Annotated in this window: 28 protein-coding genes, 1 tRNA gene and 2 pseudogenes; 14 read left to right on the top strand and 17 right to left on the bottom strand. The window is 68.3% G+C overall.

All coding sequences use genetic code 11. The annotated features are described in order from the left end of the window. Positions 1-49 precede the first annotated feature (49 nt). Positions 50-1072 (top strand): PAS domain-containing sensor histidine kinase, encoded by a 1023-nt coding sequence (locus QE412_RS17350; RefSeq protein ID WP_307486803.1) that lies wholly within the window; start codon positions 50-52, stop codon positions 1070-1072. Here the strand turns inward: QE412_RS17350 and QE412_RS17345 are convergent. From QE412_RS17345 to QE412_RS17275, 15 genes and pseudogenes are all read right to left on the bottom strand, one after another. Beyond that, a complete protein-coding gene (locus QE412_RS17345; RefSeq protein WP_307486801.1) occupies positions 1053-1631 on the bottom strand; it encodes an isochorismatase family protein in 579 nt (192 codons plus the stop codon). The two genes, QE412_RS17350 and QE412_RS17345, sit on opposite strands and share 20 nt — an antisense overlap. After that, the gene (locus tag QE412_RS17340; protein WP_307486799.1) at positions 1628-3895 is read right to left on the bottom strand and encodes an MMPL family transporter; all 2268 of its coding nucleotides are present in this window, start codon (positions 3893-3895) and stop codon (positions 1628-1630) included. The genes QE412_RS17345 and QE412_RS17340 overlap by 4 nt, the downstream gene beginning before the upstream one ends. Positions 3896-3936: 41 nt before the next feature. Next, positions 3937-4332 carry a hypothetical protein gene (locus QE412_RS17335; protein WP_307486796.1) on the bottom strand — a complete coding sequence of 132 codons (396 nt, stop codon included), beginning with the start codon at positions 4330-4332 and terminating at the stop codon, positions 3937-3939. Between the two features lie 65 nt (positions 4333-4397). Continuing rightward, positions 4398-4955 carry a hypothetical protein gene (locus QE412_RS17330; RefSeq protein ID WP_307486794.1) on the bottom strand — a complete coding sequence of 186 codons (558 nt, stop codon included), beginning with the start codon at positions 4953-4955 and terminating at the stop codon, positions 4398-4400. Positions 4956-5107: 152 nt separating this feature from the next. Beyond that, positions 5108-5183: transfer RNA gene (locus tag QE412_RS17325), tRNA-Thr, on the bottom strand. Between the two features lie 71 nt (positions 5184-5254). Continuing rightward, positions 5255-5926: a deoxyribose-phosphate aldolase gene (gene deoC, locus QE412_RS17320; RefSeq protein ID WP_307486791.1), complete on the bottom strand. Its 672-nt coding sequence runs from the start codon at positions 5924-5926 to the stop codon at positions 5255-5257. Positions 5927-5988: 62 nt separating this feature from the next. Continuing rightward, positions 5989-7521 (bottom strand): alpha/beta hydrolase, encoded by a 1533-nt coding sequence (locus QE412_RS17315; RefSeq protein WP_307486789.1) that lies wholly within the window; start codon positions 7519-7521, stop codon positions 5989-5991. After that, entirely contained in the window at positions 7518-8696 is a 1179-nt protein-coding gene (locus QE412_RS17310; protein WP_307486787.1) for a DNA polymerase III subunit delta', read from the bottom strand. Before QE412_RS17310 ends, QE412_RS17315 begins: the two co-directional genes overlap by 4 nt. Before the next feature lie 42 nt (positions 8697-8738). Beyond that, entirely contained in the window at positions 8739-9413 is a 675-nt protein-coding gene (tmk, locus tag QE412_RS17305; protein ID WP_307486785.1) for a dTMP kinase, read from the bottom strand. Then, positions 9410-12124 carry a type I DNA topoisomerase gene (gene topA, locus QE412_RS17300; protein ID WP_307486782.1) on the bottom strand — a complete coding sequence of 905 codons (2715 nt, stop codon included), beginning with the start codon at positions 12122-12124 and terminating at the stop codon, positions 9410-9412. Before topA ends, tmk begins: the two co-directional genes overlap by 4 nt. A gap of 68 nt (positions 12125-12192) precedes the next feature. Further along, entirely contained in the window at positions 12193-12513 is a 321-nt protein-coding gene (locus QE412_RS17295; protein ID WP_307486780.1) for an Rv3654c family TadE-like protein, read from the bottom strand. After that, the gene (locus tag QE412_RS17290; RefSeq protein WP_307486778.1) at positions 12513-12854 is read right to left on the bottom strand and encodes a TadE family protein; all 342 of its coding nucleotides are present in this window, start codon (positions 12852-12854) and stop codon (positions 12513-12515) included. Before QE412_RS17290 ends, QE412_RS17295 begins: the two co-directional genes overlap by 1 nt. 14 nt (positions 12855-12868) lie before the next feature. After that, positions 12869-12979: pseudogene (locus QE412_RS17285) on the bottom strand (DUF4244 domain-containing protein); the annotation flags it as partial. Positions 12980-13013: 34 nt separating this feature from the next. Continuing rightward, positions 13014-13883: a hypothetical protein gene (locus QE412_RS17280; RefSeq protein WP_307486777.1), complete on the bottom strand. Its 870-nt coding sequence runs from the start codon at positions 13881-13883 to the stop codon at positions 13014-13016. Positions 13884-13951: 68 nt separating this feature from the next. Beyond that, positions 13952-14917, bottom strand: coding sequence for a hypothetical protein (locus QE412_RS17275; RefSeq protein ID WP_307486774.1), 966 nt, complete (start codon positions 14915-14917; stop codon positions 13952-13954). Positions 14918-15175: 258 nt separating this feature from the next. On the opposite strand from QE412_RS17275, the gene QE412_RS17270 reads away from it, so the two are divergent. From QE412_RS17270 to QE412_RS17225, 11 genes and pseudogenes are all read left to right on the top strand, one after another. Beyond that, a complete protein-coding gene (locus QE412_RS17270; protein ID WP_307486771.1) occupies positions 15176-16087 on the top strand; it encodes a hypothetical protein in 912 nt (303 codons plus the stop codon). Positions 16088-16307: 220 nt separating this feature from the next. Then, on the top strand, positions 16308-16739 hold the full coding sequence (locus QE412_RS17265) for a hypothetical protein (RefSeq protein ID WP_307486768.1): 432 nt from the start codon (positions 16308-16310) through the stop codon (positions 16737-16739). Continuing rightward, positions 16736-17320, top strand: a complete 585-nt coding sequence (locus QE412_RS17260) for a hypothetical protein (protein ID WP_307486766.1) — start codon at positions 16736-16738, stop codon at positions 17318-17320. The genes QE412_RS17265 and QE412_RS17260 overlap by 4 nt, the downstream gene beginning before the upstream one ends. Then, a complete protein-coding gene (locus QE412_RS17255; protein WP_307486764.1) occupies positions 17320-17709 on the top strand; it encodes a hypothetical protein in 390 nt (129 codons plus the stop codon). The genes QE412_RS17260 and QE412_RS17255 overlap by 1 nt, the downstream gene beginning before the upstream one ends. Positions 17710-17948: 239 nt before the next feature. After that, positions 17949-18302, top strand: a complete 354-nt coding sequence (locus QE412_RS17250; RefSeq protein WP_307486762.1) for a hypothetical protein — start codon at positions 17949-17951, stop codon at positions 18300-18302. A gap of 9 nt (positions 18303-18311) precedes the next feature. After that, positions 18312-18956: a hypothetical protein gene (locus QE412_RS17245; RefSeq protein WP_307486760.1), complete on the top strand. Its 645-nt coding sequence runs from the start codon at positions 18312-18314 to the stop codon at positions 18954-18956. Between the two features lie 36 nt (positions 18957-18992). Further along, the gene (locus tag QE412_RS17240; protein ID WP_307486758.1) at positions 18993-19235 is read left to right on the top strand and encodes a WhiB family transcriptional regulator; all 243 of its coding nucleotides are present in this window, start codon (positions 18993-18995) and stop codon (positions 19233-19235) included. Between the two features lie 41 nt (positions 19236-19276). Next, a pseudogene (locus QE412_RS17820) lies at positions 19277-19543 on the top strand (site-specific integrase); the annotation flags it as partial. A 64-nt stretch (positions 19544-19607) separates the two neighbouring features. After that, a complete protein-coding gene (locus QE412_RS17235; RefSeq protein ID WP_307486756.1) occupies positions 19608-20213 on the top strand; it encodes a tyrosine-type recombinase/integrase in 606 nt (201 codons plus the stop codon). A 74-nt stretch (positions 20214-20287) separates the two neighbouring features. Next, the gene (locus tag QE412_RS17230) at positions 20288-21013 is read left to right on the top strand and encodes a hypothetical protein (RefSeq protein ID WP_307486753.1); all 726 of its coding nucleotides are present in this window, start codon (positions 20288-20290) and stop codon (positions 21011-21013) included. A 41-nt stretch (positions 21014-21054) separates the two neighbouring features. Further along, a complete protein-coding gene (locus QE412_RS17225) occupies positions 21055-21270 on the top strand; it encodes a hypothetical protein (protein ID WP_307486751.1) in 216 nt (71 codons plus the stop codon). Positions 21271-21309: 39 nt separating this feature from the next. Here the strand turns inward: QE412_RS17225 and QE412_RS17220 are convergent, their stop codons facing one another. Both QE412_RS17220 and QE412_RS17215 read right to left on the bottom strand, forming a co-directional pair. Then, positions 21310-21495 carry a hypothetical protein gene (locus QE412_RS17220; RefSeq protein ID WP_307486749.1) on the bottom strand — a complete coding sequence of 62 codons (186 nt, stop codon included), beginning with the start codon at positions 21493-21495 and terminating at the stop codon, positions 21310-21312. A 277-nt stretch (positions 21496-21772) separates the two neighbouring features. Next, positions 21773-22054, bottom strand: a complete 282-nt coding sequence (locus QE412_RS17215; RefSeq protein ID WP_307486747.1) for a helix-turn-helix transcriptional regulator — start codon at positions 22052-22054, stop codon at positions 21773-21775. A gap of 183 nt (positions 22055-22237) precedes the next feature. Between QE412_RS17215 and QE412_RS17815 the strand changes: the two genes are divergently transcribed. Both QE412_RS17815 and QE412_RS17210 read left to right on the top strand, forming a co-directional pair. Next, positions 22238-22684: a DUF2510 domain-containing protein gene (locus QE412_RS17815; RefSeq protein WP_373426560.1), complete on the top strand. Its 447-nt coding sequence runs from the start codon at positions 22238-22240 to the stop codon at positions 22682-22684. A 72-nt stretch (positions 22685-22756) separates the two neighbouring features. Further along, positions 22757-23509 carry a DUF5677 domain-containing protein gene (locus QE412_RS17210; protein WP_307486744.1) on the top strand — a complete coding sequence of 251 codons (753 nt, stop codon included), beginning with the start codon at positions 22757-22759 and terminating at the stop codon, positions 23507-23509. Positions 23510-23568: the final 59 nt, after the last annotated feature.

The raw sequence follows: 23568 nt of genomic DNA, 5'->3' as shown, positions 1-23568 counted from the left end.
TCCCGCCGCCGACGCGGCTGAGCCGCGACCCGTTGCCCTGCGTCGTTCCATGCCGACCGACTGGGACCACCAGGTCGACCTCTTCGCCATCGTCAAGATCGACAGCGGCGGGTTCGTGCGCGGGTGGAACCTCGGTGCGCAGCTCATCAAGGGCTACACCGAGGCCGAGATCGTCGGATCCCACTTCTCGCGCTTCTACCGCGAAGAGGATCGTCGCCGAGGCGTTCCCGACCGGTTGCTCGCGTCAGCGCAGCGCGACGGGCACGTCGAAGACACCGGCTGGCGGGTGCGCCAGGACGGCAGCGAGTTCTGGGCGCGCGTGACGATCTCGGCGATCCGCAGCGATCAGGGCCAGGTGCTGGGCTTCGTGAAGATCGTGCGCGACCTCACGAGCGAGAAGCGGGATGCCGACCAGCGCGCCGCCCTGCAGCGCACCTTCGCGCACGACCTGCTGTCGCCGGCGACGGCCCTGCGCGGATACCTCGACCTGATCGCCGAAGAGCTGCCCGGCCACCGTCTCGTGGGCCTGGCCGGCGAGGCGAGCGACCACCTCGTCGCGATGGCTCAGGCGCTTCTCGCCGAGGTCACCGCGACCCCCGACCGCGGGCAGCGGCGCACGACACTCGAACGCATCACGCGCGAGGCGGTCTCCCTCGTTCTGCCGGGCGAAGGGATCACGCGCGTCGTCTTCGCGCACATCGACGCCGTCCCCGTCGTCGGCGACGTGCTGGGGCTGCGCCGCGCGGTCGCCAACGTGCTCGAGAACGCGGCGAAGTACTCCGACGACCTCATCGAGATCGACCTGTTCGAGACCGACGAAGGCGCCGTCGTGCGCGTACGCGATCACGGTCGTGGCATCCATCCCGACGACCTGTCGACGATCACCGCCGAAGGGCAACGCGGGCGCTACGCCGACAACAACGACGGCGGGAGCGGGCTCGGACTCGCCAGCGTGGGGCAAGTGGTCTCCGCCCACGGCGGGGCACTGCGGATCGCGAGCGAGCCGGGCGCGGGGACCACCGTCACGATCACGATCCCGCGCGCCGACGACGTCATCGCGGAGAGTGCGTGAGCTGCGCACCGGCCTCGGCCACCTCGGCCAGGGCCGCGGCGCTCGAGGCGGGATGGACGCCGGCGATCAGGTCGGTGAGCACGCGCACGCCCCTGCCCGCGGCGAGCGCGTCGAGACTCGAGGCGCGCACGCAGTAGTCGGTGGCGATACCGACGAGGTCGATGTCGCGGATGCCGTACCGGTCGAGGATCGTCGCGGCCGTCTCACCGTCGTCTGACACGCCCTCGAACAGCGAGTAGGCGGGTCGCCCCTGACCCTTCTTGAGGTGGTGCGTCACACGCGTGGTGTCGAAGACGTCGTCGTACGCGGCGCCGGGCGTCCCGGCGACGCAGTGCACCGGCCAGGTGTCGACGAAATCCGGTGTGGCCGAGAAATGGCCCCCGTTGTCGTCGTCGGCGTTGTGCCAGTCGCGCGAGGCGACGACGACCGCGTAGTCGTCGGCGTGAGCGTCCAGGTAGCGCGAGATGCGTTCCGCCACCGCATCTCCCCCCTCGACGCCCAGCGCACCGTGCTCGGTGAAGTCGTTCTGTACGTCGACGATGAACAGCGCCCGGGTCATGCTCCGAGCCTACGCGCGTCGGCATCCGTGCGGCCGAGCGTCGACGGCCACCAGATCCGGCGCCCCAGGTCGTACGCGAGCGCCGGCACCAGCAGTGACCGCACGACGAAGGTGTCCAGCAGCACACCGAAGGCGACGATGAACGCGATCTGCGCGAGGAACAGGATCGGGATGACGCCGAGCGCGGCAAAGGTCGCGGCCAACACGAGACCGGCGGAGGTGATGACCCCGCCCGTGGCCACGAGTCCCCGCAGGATGCCGGCGCGCGTGCCGTGGACGAGGGATTCCTCGCGCACGCGCGACATGAGGAAGATGTTGTAGTCGACGCCCAGGGCGACGAGGAACACGAACCCGTACAGCGGAACGGAGGGGTCGGCGCCGGGGAAGTCGAAGACGCCGTCGAACACCACTGCGCTCACCCCCAGCGCCGCCCCAAACGACACGATCACGGTGCCGATCAGGATCAGCGGCGCGACGATCGAGCGCAGCAGCGCCATGAGGATCAGCAGGATGACGACGAGCACGAGCGGGATGATGAGGGTGCGGTCGCGGATCGACGTGTCGATCGAGTCGATGTCGGTCGCCGTCACCCCGCCCACCAGGGCCGTGCCCTCGCCGAGGGCGGTGCTCAGATCGGCGCGTAGGGCGCGGACGGTGTCGTCGGCGGCCGGCGAATCAACGGTGTCAGCGAGAGTGGCGGCGAGCAGCACGTCGCCGTCGGAGACGGTCGGAGCCGGCGCCGGGGTTCCGGGCGCGCCGACCGCCGTGGTCTGCAGGCGACCGTCGGTGACGGCGACGGGCGCCTGCCCGCCGGGGGCCTCGGTGGAGAGCACGGCGACGCTGTCGATGCCCGCGGCCGCGTCGAGCACGGCGACGGCCTCGGCCGCGCGGTCCTCCGGCACCAGCACGTACGCCGGGCTGCCGGATCCGCCCGGGAAGTGCTCGGCCAGGGCGGCTTGGCCCTCGCGCGCCTCGGACGCACCGAGCACGAGGTCGCTCGCCGGCACGCCGTCGGCGCGCAGCTGCGTGACGCCGACGCACGCGGTCAACAGCACCAGGGTGCACACGATCCACACCGGTCGTGAGCGACGGGCGACGAAGCGGGCCTGGCGTGCCCACACGCCCGTCACGGGGGCGGTGAGGTCGGCCGGGATCGTCGCGGCGCCGGGTCGAGGCGCGAACGGCCAGAACGCGGCGCGCCCGACGAGCGCGAGCAGAGCCGGCAGGAAGGTGAGGGCCGCCAGCACCGCGAAGGCGATGCCGATCGATGCGATGGGTCCCAGCGCCCGGTTGGTCGCGAGATCCGACAGCAACAGGCAGAGCAGGCCCGCGATCACTGTGCCCCCCGATGCGAGGATCGGCTCGACCGCTCCCTTCCACGCCCGGATCGTGGCATCCCACCGGCCCTCGCCCTCTCCGATCGCCTCGCGGAAGCGGGCGACGTAGAGCAGCGCGTAGTCGGTGGCGGCTCCGATGACCAGGATGAACAGAATGCCCTGCACCTGCCCGTTCAGCACCACGACCCCCGCGTACGCGAGCCACCACACCGTCAGCAGCGCCACGCACAGCGCGAAGACCGAGGTCAGCAGAACGAGCAGCGGCAGCAGCGGCGAGCGGTAGACCACGACGAGGATGACGAACACGGCGACGAGGGCCACGACCAGCAGCAGGCCGTCGATACCGAGGAAGCCCTTGACCAGGTCGGCGGTGAAACCGGCCGGTCCGGTGACCCAGGCCTCGACGCCGGAGGGAAGATCGGCGCCGACCCGCTCGCGAATCTGCTCGACGACCTCTCGCACCTCACTCCCGCTGTCGATGGGCACGAAGATCTGCGCCGCCTGCCCGTCGGCGGACACGACAGGGGGCGACGCCTGACCCGTCACCCCGTCGGTCGAGGCGACGTCGGTGGCGAGCGTCTGCAGCGCGGTCCGCTGGGCGTCGGTGAGGCTGCTGCCGTCATCGGTGGCGGCCACGACGAGGGCGGGGATCGTGTCGCTACCGGTGAAGTCGGTGAGCCGCTCGCTGACCTTCGTGGCATCTGCCGACTGCGGCAGGAACGATGACTGGTCGTTCGTGGCGACCTGGTCGACTCTGCCGAAGAACGGCCCGCCGATGGATCCGCCCACCACCCACAGCAGCACGAGCACGCTCGGGATGCCGATGCGCAGCCACCGCGAGACCCTCGGGGCCGCGCGGCGACGGCGGTCGCCGCGGGGCGCGGAATGTGTCGAGGAAGGACGGTTCGAGGCAGGCTCCACAGGCATATAGCTAGCTTATCTAGCGATATGCCCGTGGCGTCAACCCCTCACCCCCGCACGAAGAGCACCACGATCGACGCGATGAACGACACCGCACCCAGAGCGAGCACGCCCGCCGACAACAGCGAGACGAACCGTACCGTCGGCGACGACCGCGTCAACCGCATACGATTCGGCGTCCCCCGACGGAAGAAGATGTCGGCCATATCGTCGTCACCCACGCGCGCGTCGTCGTGCGGCGACAGCGGAGCCTCGTTCACTCCCCCGCCCTCGTCGAACCAGCGCACGACGCGACGGCCGTCGACGACCTCGACCACGGCTCGGGCGGACACCCACGTGCCGTCGGCCAACAGCAGCACCACCGCGATGAACGCCAGCAGGATGCCGCCACCCAACCCCACCCACGTGAAGATCTCGATGAGGGCGTCGAGTGCGTTCGACACGGAGACTCCTGTGGTCGTCGAGCGAGGGGCGCCGGGCCACAGAACGGGACGAGGCGGGTCTCAGCCTATCGGGCGGTCACCGTCGTCTTCGAGAACGACCGCTCCAGCCGTCGCGTCCAGACCAGGGCGAGCACGAGCGGAACGGCGGCGACGACGCCGAACGACATGTCGATCACCTGCCAGCCGAACGGAAGGCCCCGGAAACTCCCCGCGATGAGGGCGAGCGGGACGATACCGGCACAGGCGATGACGCCCCACGCCGTCACCCACACGTTGCGGACCGGGTCGCGCAGCGGCCCGAGGAAGGCGACCGCGATGAGCAGATGCGCGAACGCCAACCAGTCGGTGCCGTAGGCGATGAACGGGTACGCCGCGGCCGTGGCATCCAACCCTTCCGACACACGATCGACCCACCCGACCGCCTCGGGCGCCAACGAGGCGGCCCCTACGCGTGCGAGCACACCGCTCGCGAACGAGAGCTCCTCGCGAAGCGGAAAAGCGGTGACCCCACTGACCAGCAGGCCCGCGACGACGACCCCCAGGCAGATCCGGATCTCACGGAGCAGCCGCCGGCGCTCTCCAGCGCCGACACCCGCCGGTCTCGCCGTCGTCACACCGGACATGCGCGCCCCTTCCCGAGACCGACGGCCCCCGGCCCCCGGCCCCCGGCCCCCGGCCCCCGGCCCGAGGCTAGAGCCTCACCGCGAACGCGCCCCGCCGAATATCTCGCCGGTGAACCAAAAGGCCCCCACCCGCGCTGCGGATGAGGGCCTGCTGGAGCCGCCTAAGGGAATCGAACCCTTGACCTATTCATTACGAGTGAATCGCTCTGCCGTCTGAGCTAAGGCGGCATGTGCGCGCTGTCGCGTGCACGATCATCGATCTTACATGCTCCAGCGGGGTCCGGCGTACGCGGGACGGCTCAGTAGTCGCCGGCCGCCGTGCGATCGGCGAGGATGTCACGGCTCGACGACAGCCCGAGGCGGGTCGCCCCGGCCGCGATCATCTGCTCGGCCGCAGCGCGGGTGCGCACTCCCCCGGATGCCTTGACCTCGGCGCGGTCGCCGACGGTGCGCTTCATCAGCTCCACGGCGTGGACGCTCGCGCCGCCGGCGGGGTGGAAGCCGGTCGAGGTCTTCACGAAATCGGCGCCGGCCGACACCGCGGCCTCGCAGACGGCGACGATGGCCTCGTCGGCGAGCGCAGCGGACTCGATGATGACCTTCAGCACCGTGGGGGCCGGCGCGGCCAGGCGCACGGCGCGGATCTCGGCCTCGACGATGTCGTAACGCCCCTCGATCGCGGCGCCCACGTCGATCACCATGTCGATCTCATCGGCACCCTGCGCGACGGCCAGCGCTGCCTCTGCCGCCTTGACCTCGGCGTGGTGCTTGCCGCTGGGGAAACCGCAGACCACGGCGAGCTTGAGCCCCTCGGGGATCTCGACGGGGAGGAACGACGGCGACAGGCACACGCTGTACGTGCCCAGCTCCGCCCCCTCGGCGATGACGCGTTCGACATCGGCGCGGGTGGCCTCGGGCTTGAGCAGGGTGTGGTCGATGTACGACGCCAGGTCGGCGATCGGCGCGGTCATAGGGATCTCCTCAGGGTGTGACGGATCCAGCCTAGGTGCGAGCGGTGCTGAGGCGCGCGGCGTCACTCGCAGCGCAGCCCGTCGGTGGGAACGGTGCCGTCGATCAGGTAGTCGTCGACGGCGTCGTTCACGCAGACGTTGCCCTTGTTGTAGGCCAGATGCCCCTCACCGACGTAGGTGACCAGAACACCCTGCGACAGCTGCTCGGCCAGACTCTGCGCCTCGGTGTAGGGCGTCGCCGGGTCGCCGGTGGTACCGAGCACGACGATCGGCGGTGAGCCGGGGGCGGTGATGACGTGCGGTGCGCCCGTGGCGGGTGCCGACCAGACATCGCAGGGGTCGGGGCCCACCCAGTACGGTGCCACGATCGGCGCCTGCTGTTCCAGCTGCGCCAGGAGGCTGTCGTCGTCGCCCTGAGCCGGGTAGTCGATGCAGTTGTAGGCGCGCAGCGCCTCCATCGTGTTGTCGGTGTACGCCCCGTCGACGCGACCGTTGTAGAAGTCGGCGAGTTGGAACGCGACGGTCGGGTCGCCGTTCTGCACGCCGGCGAGAGCTGTGCGCAGGTAGGGCCAGCTCTGATCGCTGTACAGCGCCGCGATGATCGCGGTCATCAATGAGTCTGCTCCGAGCCGCCGACCGTCGCCAGCGGTGAGCGGCCGTGCGTCGGCGCGCTTGAGCATCGATGACAGATCGGCCATGGCGTCGTCCACCGAACCCGAGAACGCACACTCCGACGTGGTGAGGCAATCGGCCATGAAGGCACGCAGAGCGTTCTCGAACCCGACCGCCTGAGCGACGCCGCTGGCCTCCGCCGGCAGGCTGGGGTCGATCCCGCCGTCGAGGACCATACGCCCCACGCGCTCGGGAAACAGATCGGCATAGGTCGTGCCCAGCAGCGATCCGTACGAGAATCCGAGGTAGTTGAGTTTCGGATCGCCCAGGACGGCGCGCAGCACATCCATGTCGCGCGCCGCGTTCTCGGTGGAGACGTAGGGCAGAATGCCGTCGCTGTTGTCTTGGCACGCCTTCGCAAAGTCGGCCTGTCGCTTCTCGAGGGCCGCCGTGCGTTCTTCGCTGCCCCGCTCCCCCGGCGGGATGTCGTAGAGGTACGCGTCCATGCCGGCCGCGTCGAAACAGGTGACGGGCGAGGACTGCCCGACACCGCGCGGGTCGAACCCGATGATGTCGTAGGAGCTGGTGAGCTTGTCGTCGGCGACGAGCGAGAGCGAGTCGCGAACGGTGTCGACGCCGCTGACCCCCGGTCCGCCGGGATTGGTCAGCAGGGAGCCGAGAGGCGCACCCGATGTCGCACGATGGCGGATGACCGCGAGCCGGAGGTCGCCCGCCGAAGGGTCGGCATAATCGCGCGGCGCGGTGACGGAGGTGCAGTCGAAGCCGGCACCACAGGGTTCCCACGTGAGGGTCTGGCCGTAATAGGGCAGAAGCGAGGCGTCGATGCCCTCGGTCTGCGGCGCGAGGGAGGGGCCGTCGTCGGGCGCCAGGGGCGGGATCTGGGCGTACAGGCACCCGGACAGCGCCAGAGCGACGCCGATGGCTCCGGCGACCACGGCGGTGAGCCGGCGACGCGCGCTCACGGGGCGGAACCGTTCGCGACGGTGATCATGAGACTCTCCAGCGCGAGCAGGGGGGCGGCGTTCTGCTCGAGGTTGCGGCGGGTATCGGAGATGCGCTCGAGCACACCGAGGGTACGGGCAGGCGTCCACTCCCCCGCGAGCGCGCGCAGGTCCTCGAGACGCTCCTCGTTCACCAGATCGCCCTCGCGGCCGTACTGGATCATCACGACGTCGCGGAACAACGACTGAAGATCGGTCAGCACCCGGTCGATGCCGTCACGCAGGCTGCGCGTGGCGCGACGCTTCTGATCGTCTTCGAGGGCGTTCACCTGGCCCCGCACCGATGGCGGGACCGCCGCACCTTCGGCGACCCCGAGCGTGCGCAGCAGCGCACGCCGTTCCTCGTCGTCGCGCGTGGCGGTGAGCGCCTTGGCGTCGTCGGTGGCCAGCCGCACGATGCGCCCGGCGACCTCGACGGCGTCGCCGATACCGCGCACCGCGAGAACCGCCGAGAGGCTCTCGGCACGGCGGGCCCGGGCGTCGTCGTCGGTGGCCAGCCGCTGTGCCATGCCGATGTGCCGCTGGGCATGCCGGGCCGACTCCTCGGCGACCTCGGGCGAGACGCCGGTGCGCTCGACGATGAGGGCTGCGACGTCGGCGACGGAGGGCTCTGTCAGGCGCAGCAGGCGCACGCGCGAACGGATCGTGGGCAGCAGATCGGCGTCGCTGGGGGCGCACAGCACCCAGACGGTCTTCTCGGGCGGCTCCTCCAGGGCCTTCAACAGCACGTTCGAGGTGCGCTCGGCCATGCGATCGGCGTCTTCGACGACGATCACCCGGTACCGCCCGAGCGAGGGGGCGAAGGACGCCCGCTCGACGAGTCGACGCGCTTCGTCGATGCGGATGACGACCTGCTCGGTGCGCAGGGCCGTGAGATCGGGATGCGTTCGGGCGAGGACCTGGTGCTGGGCGCGCTCGTCGCCCGGTTCGGCGATGAGCGCCGCGGCGAAGGCGTACGCCAGAGTGGACCGCCCGGATCCGGGGGGCCCGGTGATGAGCCACGCGTGCGCAAGCGCGGAAGGGTCGGACGCGGCGGCGCGCAATGTGTGGACAGCGTCGTCTTGCCCCCAGACGGCGTTCCACGGGAACGGCGCCGCACCGGTCGTGGCGGCGTGCGGGTCGAGGGCGGTGGACATGGGTTTCAGCCTAACCTCGGGGTCCGACACTCCCACTGGGGGTCAGCCGAGTCGCGCCACGACGGCCTCGCGGACGCGGTCGGCGAGCGCGGCGGGCTGATGGGTCGCGTCGAGCACGAGGAAGCGCTCCGGCTCGGCGCGCGCGAGGTCGAGGAAACCCGCCCGCACGCGCGCGTGGAATTCGCCCTTCTCGGCCTCGAGACGGTCGAAGGGCTTGTCGTCGGCGTCGAGGCGGGCCCGAGCGGCGGCGGGGTCGAGATCGAGCAGCACGGTGAGATCGGGAAGCAGGCCGTCGGTGGCCCACAGCGACAGCGCGCGCACGTCGTCAGCGTCGAGCACACGACCCGCGCCCTGGTATGCGACAGAGGAGTCGAGGTAGCGGTCCTGGATGACGACGGCGCCCCGCGCGATGGCGGGCTGCACGACGGTCTCGATGTGGTGGGCCCGGTCGGCGGCGTAGAGCAGCGCTTCGGCGCGCGCGGCGATGTGACCCCGATGGTGAAGAACGATGTCGCGGATGCGCACACCGACTTCGGTTCCGCCGGGTTCGCGCGTGCGCACGACCTCGCGTCCCTGGCGACGCAGCCACTCCTCGAGAAGCGTCGCCTGGGTCGTCTTCCCTGCCCCGTCGCCCCCTTCGAGCGTGATGAACAGGCCAGGGCCCTCGGCCGTCGCCCCACGCGGGGCGTGCAACGGCCGGGTCCGATCGGTGGTCACGACTTCTTCGCCGGCGCCTTGCGCGTGGTCGTGGTCTTGCGCGTCGTGGTCTTCTTGGGCGCGGGGCCCTTGGCACGTTTGTCGGCGATGAGCTCGACGGCGCGCTCGAAGGTGATCTCCATCGCGTTCTCGCCGCGCGGCACTGTCGCGTTCGTCTCGCCGTCGGTGACGTACGGGCCGAAGCGGCCGTCCTTCAGCTTGATCGGCTTGCCGCTGACCGGGTCGGCGTCGAACTCTTTCAGCGCACTCGACGCGCGGCGAGCCCCGTACTTGGGCTCGGCGTACTTGGCGATCGCCTCGTCGAGGGTGATGTCGAAGATCTGCTGCTCGTTGTCGAGCGAGCGCGAGTCGGTGCCCTTCTTCAGGTACGGGCCGAACCGGCCGTTCTGGGCCGTGATCTCGACGCCCGTCTCGGGGTCCGTGCCGACCACGCGCGGGAGCGACAGCAGCTGCAGCGCCGTGTCGAGGTCGATCGTGTCGACCGACATCGACCGGAACAGCGACGCCGTGCGGGGCTTGGGGGCGGCATCCTTCTTCGTCGCGCGCTTCTTCGGCTGCTCGACGACCTCGCCCGTGGCCTGGTCGACCTCCTCGGGCTCCTCGGCGTCGACCTCTTGCACGTACGGACCGAACCGGCCGTCCTTCACGACGACCAGCTTGCCGTTCTCGGGGTTCTCCCCCAGCACGCGGTCACCCGCGACGGGGGCATCGATGAGCTCCTGCGCCTTCTCGGGGGTGAGTTCGTCGGGGGCGAGGTCTTCGGGGATGTTGACGATGCGAGGCTTGGCCTCGGGGTCGGCCGCGGGGTCGGTGACCTCGAGGTAGGGACCGTACTTGCCGAAGCGGAGGGTCGCGGTGTCGGTGATGCGCGTGGAGTTGAGTTCGCGCGCGTCGATCTCGCCGAGGTTGTCGACGATGTGACGCAGACCCACCTGCTTGTCGGAGCCGAAGTAGAAGGCCTTCAGCCACTCGGTGCGGCGCTGCTCGCCGCGGGCGATCGCGTCGAGGTCGTCTTCGAGGGCCGCCGTGAAGTCGTAATCGACCAGGTCGGCGAAGTGCTCCTCGAGCAGACGAACGACACTGAAGGCCAGCCAGCTGGGAACCAGCGCCTGGCCGCGCTTGGACACGTAGCCACGGTCGAGGATCACGCCGATGATGCTGGCGAAGGTCGAGGGGCGTCCGATCCCCTTCTCCTCGAGAGCTTTCACCAGGCTCGCCTCGGTGTAGCGGGGCTTCGGCGAGGTGCTGTGGCCCTTCGGCTCCACCTCGCTGACGCTGAGCTCGTGGCCCTCGGCGACGGCGGGCAGCGACTGGTCGTCGTCGTCATCTCGACCGTTGCGCTTCTCGTCGGCGCCCTCTTCGTACGCCTCGAGGAAGCCCTTGAAGGTGTAAACCGTTCCGGATGCCGTGAACTCGGCGACCTGTCCGCCCGCCTGCACCGTGAGGGTGACGGTCGTGGTCTCGTACTTGGCGTCGGACATCTGGCTGGCGATCGTGCGCTTCCAGATGAGGTCGTACAGCTTCTGCTCGTCGCGGTCGAGCGAGGAGGCAACAGACGACGGCGTACGGAAGGTCTCGCCGGAGGGGCGGATCGCCTCGTGCGCCTCTTGTGCGTTCTTCGACTTGCTCTTGTAGACGCGCGGGTTGGCGGGCACCGCCTTGTCGCCGTACAGCGCGACCGCCTGCGCGCGCGCGGCCGAGATCGCCTGACCCGAGAGGGCGACGGAGTCGGTACGCATGTAGGTGATGAAGCCCTTCTCGTAGAGCCGCTGTGCGACGCCCATGGCGTGCTTGGCGCTCATCGAGAGCTTGCGACCCGCCTCCTGCTGCATGGTGGAGGTCGTGAAGGGGGCACGGGGGCTGCGCGTGCCCGGTTTGGCCTCGACCTTGGCGACCGTGGCGCGGCCCGCGGCGGTGACGGCCTCTGCAAGGGCACGAGCCTGCGCCTCGTCGAGGGCCACGACGGCCTTCTTCAGCTTTCCGTTGTCGTCGTAGTCGCCGCCTCGGGCGATGGGCGCACCGTCGAGACGTGCCAAGCGGGTGGTGAACGACGATCCCGCTTGGGAGGCGAGCGCCTCGACATCCCAGTACGACGCGGACACGAACGCCATGCGCTCGCGTTCGCGCTCGACGACCATACGGGTGGCGGCGGACTGCACCCGACCGGCGCTGAGGGCGGTGCCCTCGCGGCCGGAGCCGACCTTGCGCCACAGCACCGGCGAGACGTCCCAGCCGTAGAGGCGGTCGAGCACGCGGCGGGTCTCTTGCGCGTCGACGAGCGACACGTCGAGGTCGCGCGTGTGCTCGGCGGCGTCGCGGATGGCGTCTTTGGTGATCTCGTGGAAGATCATGCGGCGCACGGGGACCTTGGGCTTCAGCACCTCGAGCAGGTGCCACGCGATGGCCTCGCCCTCGCGGTCGCCATCGGTGGCGAGCAGGACTTCGTCGGCGCCTTTGAGAGCCCGCTTGAGCTCGGCCACCGTCTTCGTCTTGCGGTCGTTGACCACGTAGAAGGGGTCGAAGTCGTTCTCGACGTCGATGGAGTACTTGCCGTACGCCGCCTTCTTGTCGGCCGGGATCTCTTTCTTCGACGCCAGGTCGCGGATGTGACCGACCGAGCTGAGCACTTCGTAGTCGTCGCCGAGGTATCCCTGGATCGACTTCATCTTCGTCGGGGACTCGACGATGACGAGCTTCTTGCCGTTTGCCACTGGGGTCCTTTCGTCGATGCACACCATACACACGCCTCCCTATCCGGGTTCCGGGAGGTCTGACGGGCTCAAGACGTCGGGGGGCCGGCCCGCGAGCGCACATCGAATGGAACTCCACCGTACGCCCCCGCGACGGTGATGGTCGCGACGAGGCCGTCGACGTCGCACTCCTGGACCCTCGCGCCCGCCGCCGCGGCGACCGCAGATGCGGCGTCGCAGGGGATGCCGGAGACCGCCCCGCTCGCCGTGTCGGCGGCGGCGAGCGCGGCAGCGTCCGCCGTGTCGGCGAGTCGCTGTACGTGCAGCACGGCGCCGAGGACCAGCCCGAACGCGGCGCCGGTCGCGACCACGACGACCGTCACGCCGACCGTCGCCACCGTGCCCGCCATCAGCGGCCGCCGTCGAGGGCGCAGGCACGTGCCGTGACGGGAGGAAGGGGAAGTGCGGCCGCCACGGGAGCGGATGCCGTGACGCACACGAGGCCACCGGCGTGCTCGACGACGGCCGCCACGCCCCCGCCCTCGACCGCTGCGAGCCCGTCGCCGTCACCGCGACCGAGCAGGCGCGCCGCTTCGGCCGCGCCGTGCTGCAGGCGAACCGCGGTGGCCACGGAGCCGAGCGCTCCGACCGCCAGTGCCAGCACGACGACCACGGCGGGAAGCGCCACGGCGAATTCAGCGGCGACGGATCCCCGATCATCGAGTCGTCGACGCCATCGCGTGACGTGCACGCTCAGCCCGCGTCTCACTGCACCGTCAACGCGCGACGCACCAGCTCCGTGAGAATTCCGCGCACCTCGTCGCTGCGCATGATGATGACCAGCAGCCCGGCGAAGGCGACGGCCGCCATCGTCGCAGTTTTTCGACAGGTCTACCGCGCGCAGTCTCGCTTAGTCATCGCCCATCATGGCGCGGATCACTAGTTGGACCGATTCAGCTCTCTCTGTCGGCGGAAGAGATTCGATCAACCGCTCGGCGCCGAGCAGACGGGAGAACTCGACAGGCTGAGAGAAGAACTCACGCAGCTGAGCGGACGACTCGGTGTGAAGCTTGATGAAGGTTGCACCGAGGTAGCCGGACAGGGCCGCTCCAACCGCCCCGAGGACGCCGATAGTTATCGAGGTGGCCAGGTTTCCAGCAGCGAAAATGGCCACAACCGCAAGGGTCAGCAGCAGGCCCAGCCCCAGGTAACTGGTGATGGCCCCGTTGCGGAAGCTCACCTCAGATTGAGTGGTCACAATCTGGTGGTAATACTCGATGCGTTCCTGCGTCACGGACCAGAGTGCGGCGAGGCTCAGTGGCTCTCCGGACTGGGCGAGATCCCGCTCTCGTTCCTGGAGTTGGCCAGCCATGCCCATCGCGACAAGCGCCTGAAATACTCTCCGTCGGCGCGCCCTGTCCCAGAACACGTAAAGTCCGGCGGCGTATGCAACTACGACGGCAAGGCCAGCTAGCACTCCGACCATGGGGCCACTGATCACCTCACTTGGGATCAACAACGCGGAGGCGATTGCACCAAGGAAGAGGAGTACTGCTAGTCCCACAATCCATGTGTGACGAGTGACCATCGACTTGTAGCTGGGGTCTGCCTGCCAGCGCGCGTCCAGAAGCGCCCGCCCCAACTTGATCGGAAGCAACTCGTCCGCGGGGCCGGGTGGGCGGTCTGACAGCGGCGTGGGGGCGTCTCTAGCTGGTGTTTCAGAGCGTTGACTCACTCTACGTTCAGCGCGCCCCGTCAGTCGGTCGAAGAGATTCCCCATGGCGCAGATCCTGCCACGCCGTCAGCACGACTTGATGCGGCACTTGCTCGGCCCGCGTCAAGACGTCTTCATAGTGCGCCATCCCAGTCGAGCATGTAGAAGGCGTCGCCACCCTCACGGATGATGTTGTGCACACGGTTGAGATTTCGCAGCGTGAGGCGCACGTAAGCCGGGACCTGGCGCAGAAGATCGTCCAGCTCCGCTCGCCATGGCACGCCTTGGCCACCGAGGCGTGGCGGATAGATGAGCAGCTCGTCGCCGGTCACGACCAGCCGTTGCATCACAGTGACGTGAATAGGGCACGCCCGCAGATCGTTAAGAATGGGGAGCCACGAACGCGCTTCGGACTCGGAATAGTGCTCGGACTTGTACGTCAGCGCGAATCGCAAGTCCTTCTCTACCTGAGGGTCCCCGATCCGGTCCAGTTTGAGACCGTAGCCGTTCGTACCCGTGCTGACGTGATCTTGGACGACTTGCACGGGCGTGATGTTCCGATGCTTGTTAGCGTTCGAGAAGTTGCGGATGAAGAGGGCCGAGATGTTGCCGGGTATGTCACGCATCGTGTAATCGGGCTGGGCCGCCTCGATGACCTCGACAAAACGCTCGTCCATGCGAGCCAGGAACGCCTGCAAGCGTTCGCTCTTGCGCTTCTCCTCGAAGTTGTCCTCCAGTGGGAACTGGACCGTCAACGTCCCCTTCCTGCCGAAGCTCCGATCGATGCCGTACTCCTTCCAGATCTGCTCTATCGCCATATCGAGGCAGGAGCGGGCGTCCGTGACGATGTTGCCCAGCCGGAAGTTCACCTCTTCGGCGGGGTGGGCTAGCTCAGTCACGCTCACCGAGAACTCGAAGTAGCCCTTGCGCACGGTTTCCTCGTGAAGATGACCTTCTAGCCGTGCATAGCGGGGCATCTCATCCCAAGGCTGGGTTAGGGATTGCACGCGATCCACCTGTGCCTCTACCCATGCAAGGCGGCGCCACGAGTCTCGAAAGATCTCTGACTGGTCTTCCCGCTCTTCGCGTTCGTCGTCCACGGCTCCATCATGTCGACGGCGACGGAACCGTGCCGCCTGTGGACGAAACTGGGGAGAACCCTGGGGATAAGACTAGTGCGTAACGCGCACTAAATACCTGGTGAGAGCATACATCTCAGAATGCGTGTACTGTCGGCGACATCCGCCCGTGGGCAAAGAGAAAGCCGCCCCCGACGTACCAAGGTCAGTGGCGGCTTACGGAGATGTTCTCTTGTGACGATCGTAGACGATCACCCATACCCGCGCACTCCTCGGCGTGTGCCCTTCGACTACCGCACCGACGACCCTCTCCGTTTGGTTAGTGCGTCACGTGCAAAATATGAGCGCCCGCCGTCGCTCCGTTTTCTCGTGGTCAAAGAGAGTGCTCAGAATGCATCCCAGGATGAGTGGAACAGGGCGCTGGTAGACGACAACACCGTGCGCCTCTGCCGTCGTGGGCACGAGTGCGACAGCACCCTCCGGTGCGTCACGTGCTCCGTCTACCGCATGGCCGAGCGTCAAGCCACCCTTGCGGCAGCCCTGCGCGTAGCGCCCGCCGCCGTCATGGTGTCGCTGACGTTCCGCCACGACACGAAGCCGTTGGCCGAGGAGTGGTCGGACCTCGATGCGATCCTCGTTCGGTTCACGAAGAGGGGGGACTGGTCTCATTTCAAGAAACAGCACGGCATTACCGGGTACGCCGTCACTGAGGAGCTGACGAAGACCTCAGACGGCTGGAACGTGCACTCCCACGTCATCCTCACCTTCGACCAGAACTCCTCTCCAGCAGGCCGTCGGCGCCTTCAGCAGGCCGTAACCGCCCGGTGGGTACGTGCCGCTCGTCACCTGGGCCATGACGCCGCAGAACACCTACAGACGTTCTCCTGGATGCGGGACGATCTCAGCGCCGACGACATGGCCGAGTACGTCACCAAGCAGACGCTCCTGAAGCGCGCCCCGGAAACAAAGCTGGGTCGGTACCCCGGTGATCTTCTCGCTGGAGCACACGCGGGCGATGCAGACGACCTCCTCGCATACCGGGAGTATCTCGACGCAGCACGACACCGCGGTCTTGTACGCCAGTACGGCACCCTCTCCCGCAACGCCGACACCGCCCACGTCCGCCTGGATCCCCCCACCTCTGAATCTCCAATCGACTTCGACAAATGGTTGGCCTCGGGCAGGGGCTGAGCATCCCGACACGCGCGGGATACGCGATTCGATGCACGATCGCAGCGCGTGGGTCGACATCTTGAGGTGAGGGAGAGTCGACATGAACGCACTAGCAGCAGCCCCCGCCCGTCGTGGGCGTCGCTGTGAGTGCTGTTCTCTCGATCCCGTTCGTCGATCGCGGCTGGAGCAGGCCCTCCTCGCCGGTCACAGCATTGCGCGCATTTCGCGCAATCACGAGATGCCCAGCCGTGACTCCATCCGGCGCCACGTGCAGGGCGGTCACCTTCCGGCAGCGATCGCTGAGGAGGTCGCACGAGCGCACGGTCTCGACGCGACCTCGATCGCGGCTCGCGTCGTCGACATCGCTCGACGTGCAAGGGAGACCGCCCTGGAGGCGCAGGAGGCCCGGGACCGCCGTGGCGTCCTCGCGGCCGGTGACAGCGAGCTACGCGCCCTCCAGGCACTCGGCGGGGCAGGGATCGACACCGAGGCCGACGTGTTCCTCCAGCAGGGCGTGGCCGTGCTCGCCCGGAGTGCGCTCACCGTCGCCCAGCAGCACCCCGAGCTGGCCGCACTCCTTGCCGCCGATCTTCACCGTCGAGACCGAGACGACCTCGCCGACGACCTTCTCGACAGCACTCGCACCGACGCCCCGGAGGCATCCGCATGACCGACTCGACTCTCACCCCCGCCCAGGAACGCCTGGCCGCCCTGCGCGCCGAGGCCGCAGAACTTGCGGAGCGCAAGGCCGCCGCCACCGCGGACCCCGCCGCCCCCGACGACGGCCCCCGTGTGGCCCAGGTCGGTGAGACCGTCCACTTCGTGCGGTCCGGCTTCTCGGTGCCGCAGTCCCTGGATCACGAACTCTTCGGCGGCCCCGGCAACCGCCCGATGACCCGCGGCGATGAGCTGGTGATCACCGAGCGTCACCGCGAGGCGGCACGGAACCGCCTCGGTCAGCCGGGATGGTTGGCCCTCGTCCACGACCCGTCGGAGCAGATGCGGCGCTGGGGTCACGTCGTTATCGTTCCCGGTCCCCGCCCCGTGGGGATGGAACCCTGGGTAAGAGGCGACCGCGACTGGAGCGAGGCTCGCGAGCGCGCCATGCTGGCCGCCGCTGCCCTGGGAGACCCGCACGAGCGCGCCGACGCGATCGCCGCAGTGAACGCCCGATTCGGGGGGCCGCCCGCGTCCAACAGCTCCTCGACGGTCTACCGCGGCGACGACGGCGACCTCCCTCGGGGCCGATGATGAGCGCCGCCATCGGCAACGTGAACCGCGCCATGCACAGAGGTGTCGTGCAGCTCGTGAGCACCTTCCTGGAGGACGCCGGACTTCCCGCCACCCCGAAGCCGTTCCTAGCCCGTGGGTCCAAGATCAGCGACGCGCTCGCCGCCGGTCTGGAGAACGGCCTTGACGGCGACGTTCGCGGCCTCGACGGCATCTACGTGAACGTCACGAGCAGGCAGGATTTCCGGCCCTGGGACGACCTGGACCGCGCCCGCGTCGGCGCCGACATCACCGGCAAGCCTGTGGCGGCCTTCTGCCAGTGGCGCAGCGGCCGATCGGTTGGTGACTCGCTCGTCGTCCTGTCCCTCACGGACTTCGCGAAGCTCCTGCGCAGCAGCTCGACCCCCTAAGCCCCTGCCCCTTCTCGGAGTCCGGACATCGCCGAGCAGGGGCAGGCCACAACTCAACACAAGCTCCGTCGCATCTCGCTGGGCATGGCGATCTGCGGCGGCGACCCGGGAGTCAGGACCCGGCGTCACGCCCCGCTCGCTGGAGGGTCTCCCGGCGAGCGGGGCACCCCTCGACGGCCGGGCGCCTGGCTCAACCTTTCCCGGGCGCCCAGCTCCCCTCCCACCACGACAGGACGACCATGCGCGACATCAGCTCCAAGCTCGCCCAGGGCGCGCCCGACGCCTACGCGCTCGACAGCCTCGTCGTGGGCGACCAGCAGCTCGTGCACCCCACGATCCTGGGCGACGCGCAGGGGCCGTTCGTCTTCCTCGGCGGGCACCAGCACCGGCTCCCCGGCGGCATCGGCATCGCCTTCGGACGGTCCCGGGGGATCGACCACTGCTACGTGCTCGACACCCGTCGCGGCAGCTCCCAGGACCACAGCCGTCTCCACGTTCTCGTCGGCACCCGCGGCGGTGTGCGCGAGCTGACAGGCGTCCCTGCCGACGTCCTCGTGCGCCTCCGCCGCACGTTGTTTCCCACCAACTCGTAGGAGTCCGCCATGACCAACCTCACCCCCCTCCGCCTTCCGGCGAACATCACGGGTGCTCAGCCGACCGGCAAGCCGGACGACCTCCGTATGGTGCGTCCGACGTTCCTCGCGCCCGCTCCGACTGATCCAAAGGCGACCGCGCATGCCGTCGGTGCCCACGTCATCCGCTTGCCCCGCAGCTTCGAGGCGCGGGCGACGAAGATCGATGGCGCGCCCGTGCTCCTCGCCCGCGCTGGCAAGGCGGTGCACGTCCTCGTCGATAGCGTGGGCGGCGTCGTCGAGGTCATCGGCTGGAGCGCCGAGCAGGTCGACGCGATCCGCGAATGGCTCGATGTCGCCGCCGTGACCCCCGAGAACCAGACGGAGCTGGAAAAGCTCCTGGCCAAGATCGGCGAGCGCACCGGCGGGCGACCGATCGAGGGGAAGGACGTCACCGCAGCCGAGGCGGCCCGCCTGGATAAGCTCCTCAGCCTGTCGGCCTCCACCGCTCCGATGATCGACAACAGCTACGTGGCAGCCAGGGCGACCACCGGCGACGCTCGCGAGGTCGACCGACTCGTCGCGTTGGCGGCCACCATGGACGACGGCGCCACCAGCGGCGACAGCGAGGTCGACCGCCTCGTGCGATTGGCCGACGGCCTCTCGGACGGCTGAGCCGCGCCTTGGGCGAAGACCGCCGACGCCCCGACCGTGGCGCAGGCGTTCGCCGCGCTCCAGGTGGCCCTGCGCACGACGTCGCCAGCGTGCCATGGCGACAGCCGCTTCACGAGCGATGAGAGCGACCCCGCGGCGTTGAAGCTGGTGTGTCGTGGGTGCCCCCTCCTGACGCAGTGCCGTGCTCTCGCGCTCGCCAACCTCGCCGGAAAGGTCTATGGCGTGCTCGGTGGCCTGGTTTGTCGGTCTGCCGGCCTGTACGGCCTGGACGACGACTAGCATCGTCATACACACACGATAATGTCAGTTATCATGTGTGTATGACGACGCTCGCCACCCACGGCTCGACCAACGCCGAACGGCACGGCGGCCTCGCAGGCGAATGGCTCCTCTCGCTCGCCTCCGAGAACACCCGCCGCGCCTACCGTCGCGATCTTCACGAGCTGTTCGCGTTCCTCGACTCCGGCGGCGTGGACGCCCTCCAGGCTCAGCGCCGCCACGTCGACCTATGGCGCAGCACCCTGACAGGTGCGGCCTCGACCACCGCCCGCAAGTTGTCTGCGGCCTCGTCGTTCTACAGCTACGCCGCCGAGGAGGGCGCAATGTCCGCCGACGACCCGCACCCGGTGCGCCGCGTCATCCGCCCCCCGTGTGGATGCGGACCACAGCTCGACCCGTGGACTGTCCAAGACCGAGGCCGTCGCGTTCCTGGATGCCGCCGCCAAGGACGGCCCCCGATCCCGTGCCCTCGCCGCGCTTCTCGTGCACACGGGCGTGCGCATCTCCGAGGCTCTCGCCGCCACCCACGACGACCTCCAGCACGACACCGGCCACCGCGTGCTCGTCGTCTCCCGCAAGGGTGGCAAGCGCGCCAAGATCGCCCTACCCGCCCCCGTTCTGGATGCCCTCGCCGCATATCTCGGCGCATCCACCGCCCAAGGGGCCGAGGTCATCACGAACGCCTCCGCGCAGACGGACGCGCCGATCTTCACCACGAGCACAGGCAAGCGCTGGGCCGCATCCGAGGCGTTCCGTACTGTCCAGCGCCTGGCGCGAGCCGCGGGCATCGAGGGCCAGGTGTCGCCGCACGGCCTTCGTCACACGCACGCGACCCTCGCCCTGGACGCCGGGGTACCCCTCCGCGACCTCCAGGATTCAATGGGCCACGCCGACCCCCGCACGACCCGCCGATACGATCGCGCCCGTGCCCGCCTGGAGCGCAGCAGCGCCTACGCCGTGGCATCCGTGCTGAGCTGACCGCCCAGGCCCTTGGCGCGTCTCGTGGGGCGGCGGGGGCCTCTCTCGCGTCACGGCCCGGTATGGTGCCGCCCATGGACTGGAACTCCGCCGTCGTGCCCCTCGTCGTCGCCGCGGTCGGGGCCGTTGCGGTCGCGATCGGCGGATGGATGGCGGCGCGATCGTCCCTTCGTGGCCGTTTGATCGACATGTTGCGCGACGACGAACGCGAGCGCCGAGCCTTCCAGGTGCGGGCGGTCTCAGCCGTCAACGTTCTGGGGGTCGCTACCGGCCAGCTCATCCGCGCCCGACTGCAAGGCCTGCAAGGGATAGAGGCTGGACTCCGCGCGCAAGCCGCCGCGGGGGCTTCCGGAACCGTCACGGTCAATGTCGACGCAGACACGCTCAGCCCAAAAGAGGATGCCCGCGTCATCGCCGCCACCGAGGCCTGGCGTACCGTCATGGCCGAGGCCCACGTCTTCGCCTCAGACGAGACCTACACGGCGATGCGCGCATTCGACGACAAGCGCGCCGAGGTCGTAGATGCCGTCAATGCGGGGACTCAGCAGTCGGACCTGCTTACCGCCATCGTCGACCTGGAGGCCGCGCAGGAAGCCTGCGACGAACTACGCGAGCGATACACGCACCGTCTCTACAGGGAACTCCAGATCGAGAAGCTCACGGGGACAGCCAGCGTGTTCTTCCTGGCACACGCCGTGCTCCTGCGTAAGCGCATCCGAGAGGCCGACCGGGCACACCAGCAGGGTATTGCTTTGGTGCGAGCGCGTATCGTCAAGGACGACACGATGCCGTCGGCCTGAGCATGCACGAGGGCGGGCCGCGACGGGGCTACTGTCTGGCCATGAACCTTCGCGGATACATCCCGTCTCTTCCCGCCGCAGTCAAAGTCACATTTCTCGACGCCAGCCGAGGCGAGCAGGAACGCGAGCTAATCGACTACGACGATCGCTTCCTCGTCTTCCAGAACCGGGACGAGACGGAGATCGTCCCCTGGGCTTCGATCGGCGCGCTCAGCCTGCGCCCGGTGCCCGAGCCTGAGGTCTGGCCTGCTAGCTAGAACCCCGTCGTGCCATGAGAGCGCTTACCGCCTGACGGCTTAGGCGTCTTTGTCGTCGCGCGTGTTACGACGCAGCCACAGCACGACCCCCACGATGACCAGCACGATGATCGCGACCGGACGGGCGGGGAACTGTCCGACCGAGAAGTCGTGCACCGTCATGGCCACGGCGAAGGGCAGGATCACCGCAACGCAGATCACCCCCGCCCACGTTCTACCGCTCATCGTTGCCCTCAATGGGATTGCGTGACCGACTAAGCGTCGTCCACCCGAATGAGGTGCACGCGATACCCCCAATTAGTGATCCGAACGCGCCGACGATGGTTCCACCGTCAATGCGCCCCTCGCTGATAATCATCGCGACCCTGACCACGGCGGCAATGAGGCTCAGGACACCCAACACGATAATTATGATCCACGGCACGCGCTTCCTGCGGTCGCTCTCACCCTGAGCCTGGCATGGGTAGCCAGCGTGCTTACAAGGGCGTCCGACACCGTCCTTCTAGACGTCGAGACCGGTGCCCTCATACAGGGGACGTGTCAGTTCTTCGAGACTCACCCCGAGCGCCGTGGCGATCTTCCACCAAGTCGCCAAGGTCCCTTGCGATGCAGGGCCGGCGGTAGTCGCCCGTGCCTTACCTGATTCCAGCGTCACCAGCGTCGCCCGACCGATCCCAGCCCGAGCGGCAAGCTCGTCGAACGACCAGCCGCGCTCCGCACGAAGCTGAGCGAGGTGTAGTCGGAGAGCGTCAAAGTTTGGGTCAGGGATCGGTCCTTCGGGCACTCGACAACGCAACCCGGGATGGGGTCGAGCTATGTTATGTAATTACAGCACAACTAGGAATGTCAGCGGCGCCAACAGGGTGCCACGTCTGCGCTCAGCTCTGGAGCACGAGCGGCAGTTGGCACGCCCGGATGCTGCAAGACACCCAGATGATCGATCAGTGCCACAGAAGATGAGGAAACCATGACCGAAAACGCGCCCCAGGCTCCAGCCGGTTGGTACGCGGATCGCTCCATGCCGGGGGTGGTGCGGTACTGGAACGGGCGGTCTTGGACTGCACGCACTCGACGGATAGTTGCTGCGCCTCGTGTGGCAGCGCGGGCACACTCTGGCCCCCGGCCGCAGGCGTCTCAACCCAACTACCTTGGACTCGCCGCCATAGCGCTGGCAGTACTTGGCTTCGGCTTGGCCTGCTCTCGCGCTCTGTTCCTCGTTGGGTTCGCCTACCCGGTAATGGGATTCGCACTCCTGGCGGTCGCTCTCGTCTTAGGTGTTATCGCAGCTTGCCTCCGAGGCCGTGCCAAGTGGCCGGGCGTCGTCGCGATTGTCGTCGCCATCGTGGGTACGTTCGTTGGAATCGTCTTGTCTCTAATCGCTGCTGCGCTCAGCTCCGGCATCGGCTATCGCTGATAACACGGAGAGCGACGGATTCGAGAAGCTGTGCGAGGCGCCGACAACAGACGCGCGAGATAGATTCGGGCCATGAGCGACAAGTGGCCGGATGGCGCCGTCGAAACTCAGAGACTGGTCACCCTCTGGGAGCAGCTCAGTTCGCGCACCTTCACGCCCAAGGACGGCATGCAACCTTCCAATGCCGTCCAAGTGTGGACGTTCGCTCATCACGCCTCTCGACTTTCGCGCGCCGTTCTCGCTCTCCATCAAGCTGGCCACGACCTTGAGGCAATGCCACTGATTCGACAAACCATGGAGTGCGCCATGAACGCTGCATGGCTACTCCTGACGGACGACGGCGGAGCCGCATTGAGCGCGGTCGACACCAAAAGCCGTCGCACGATGTTCACCGAGGTAACCAATCTGGGTCTCGCGGACCTGACGGAACTGCGCGATCAACTCGACGCGGAGGAGGCGCGTAACACCCAAACCGTTACGCACACCCGAAGCTTCGAAGAGAGGTGCAGGGCGATTGCGGGCGGGGCGCAAATCTATGCCATGTACCGGACCCTCAGCCTGTACTCGCACGCCACGTCGAGCGTGGCCGATGTCTATCTCAGATCCGATCCGGAAGATGCGAAAAACCCCTACGGCGTCTCCTTGCTGTGGCGCGGGGACTGGGACGGGGCGGAGGACTGGCTCCGCGTACAGGCGCTCATGCTTTTGCTCTCGCAGATCGCGGCAGACGATGCGCAGGACAAGCCCATGCATCGCACCCAGCTGAAGAAGGCGCGGCAGCGACTCGGCGTTGAGTGGGAGATTCGCCGCGCTGACAACGAGTAGTCGAAGACGAGACGGATCGGCGACTGAGTTGGCCTCAACAGGTTGATGGCGGCGCGTCT

Source organism: Microbacterium trichothecenolyticum (assembly GCF_030818955.1).
GTDB classification, from domain to species: domain Bacteria; phylum Actinomycetota; class Actinomycetes; order Actinomycetales; family Microbacteriaceae; genus Microbacterium; species Microbacterium trichothecenolyticum_B.
This window is presented reverse-complemented; position numbering and strand designations above follow the sequence as displayed.

Excerpts from the sequence above, each read along its gene's own strand:
- QE412_RS17245 (WP_307486760.1), top strand. The coding sequence starts at position 18,312 with ATGACCAACCTCACCCCCCTCCGCCTTCCGGCGAACATCACGGGTGCT.
- QE412_RS17345 (WP_307486801.1), bottom strand. The coding sequence starts at position 1,631 with ATGACCCGGGCGCTGTTCATCGTCGACGTACAGAACGACTTCACCGAG.
- QE412_RS17295 (WP_307486780.1), bottom strand. The coding sequence starts at position 12,513 with ATGGCGGGCACGGTGGCGACGGTCGGCGTGACGGTCGTCGTGGTCGCG.
- QE412_RS17310 (WP_307486787.1), bottom strand. The coding sequence starts at position 8,696 with ATGTCCACCGCCCTCGACCCGCACGCCGCCACGACCGGTGCGGCGCCG.
- QE412_RS17220 (WP_307486749.1), bottom strand. The coding sequence starts at position 21,495 with ATGAGCGGTAGAACGTGGGCGGGGGTGATCTGCGTTGCGGTGATCCTG.
- QE412_RS17330 (WP_307486794.1), bottom strand. The coding sequence starts at position 4,955 with ATGTCCGGTGTGACGACGGCGAGACCGGCGGGTGTCGGCGCTGGAGAG.
- QE412_RS17255 (WP_307486764.1), top strand. The coding sequence starts at position 17,320 with ATGAGCGCCGCCATCGGCAACGTGAACCGCGCCATGCACAGAGGTGTC.
- QE412_RS17340 (WP_307486799.1), bottom strand. The coding sequence starts at position 3,895 with ATGCCTGTGGAGCCTGCCTCGAACCGTCCTTCCTCGACACATTCCGCG.
- QE412_RS17350 (WP_307486803.1), top strand. The coding sequence starts at position 50 with ATGCCGACCGACTGGGACCACCAGGTCGACCTCTTCGCCATCGTCAAG.
- QE412_RS17280 (WP_307486777.1), bottom strand. The coding sequence starts at position 13,883 with ATGGGGAATCTCTTCGACCGACTGACGGGGCGCGCTGAACGTAGAGTG.
- QE412_RS17225 (WP_307486751.1), top strand. The coding sequence starts at position 21,055 with ATGAACCTTCGCGGATACATCCCGTCTCTTCCCGCCGCAGTCAAAGTC.
- deoC (WP_307486791.1), bottom strand. The coding sequence starts at position 5,926 with ATGACCGCGCCGATCGCCGACCTGGCGTCGTACATCGACCACACCCTG.
- QE412_RS17815 (WP_373426560.1), top strand. The coding sequence starts at position 22,238 with ATGACCGAAAACGCGCCCCAGGCTCCAGCCGGTTGGTACGCGGATCGC.
- QE412_RS17265 (WP_307486768.1), top strand. The coding sequence starts at position 16,308 with ATGCCCAGCCGTGACTCCATCCGGCGCCACGTGCAGGGCGGTCACCTT.
- QE412_RS17230 (WP_307486753.1), top strand. The coding sequence starts at position 20,288 with ATGGACTGGAACTCCGCCGTCGTGCCCCTCGTCGTCGCCGCGGTCGGG.
- QE412_RS17250 (WP_307486762.1), top strand. The coding sequence starts at position 17,949 with ATGCGCGACATCAGCTCCAAGCTCGCCCAGGGCGCGCCCGACGCCTAC.
- QE412_RS17210 (WP_307486744.1), top strand. The coding sequence starts at position 22,757 with ATGAGCGACAAGTGGCCGGATGGCGCCGTCGAAACTCAGAGACTGGTC.
- QE412_RS17260 (WP_307486766.1), top strand. The coding sequence starts at position 16,736 with ATGACCGACTCGACTCTCACCCCCGCCCAGGAACGCCTGGCCGCCCTG.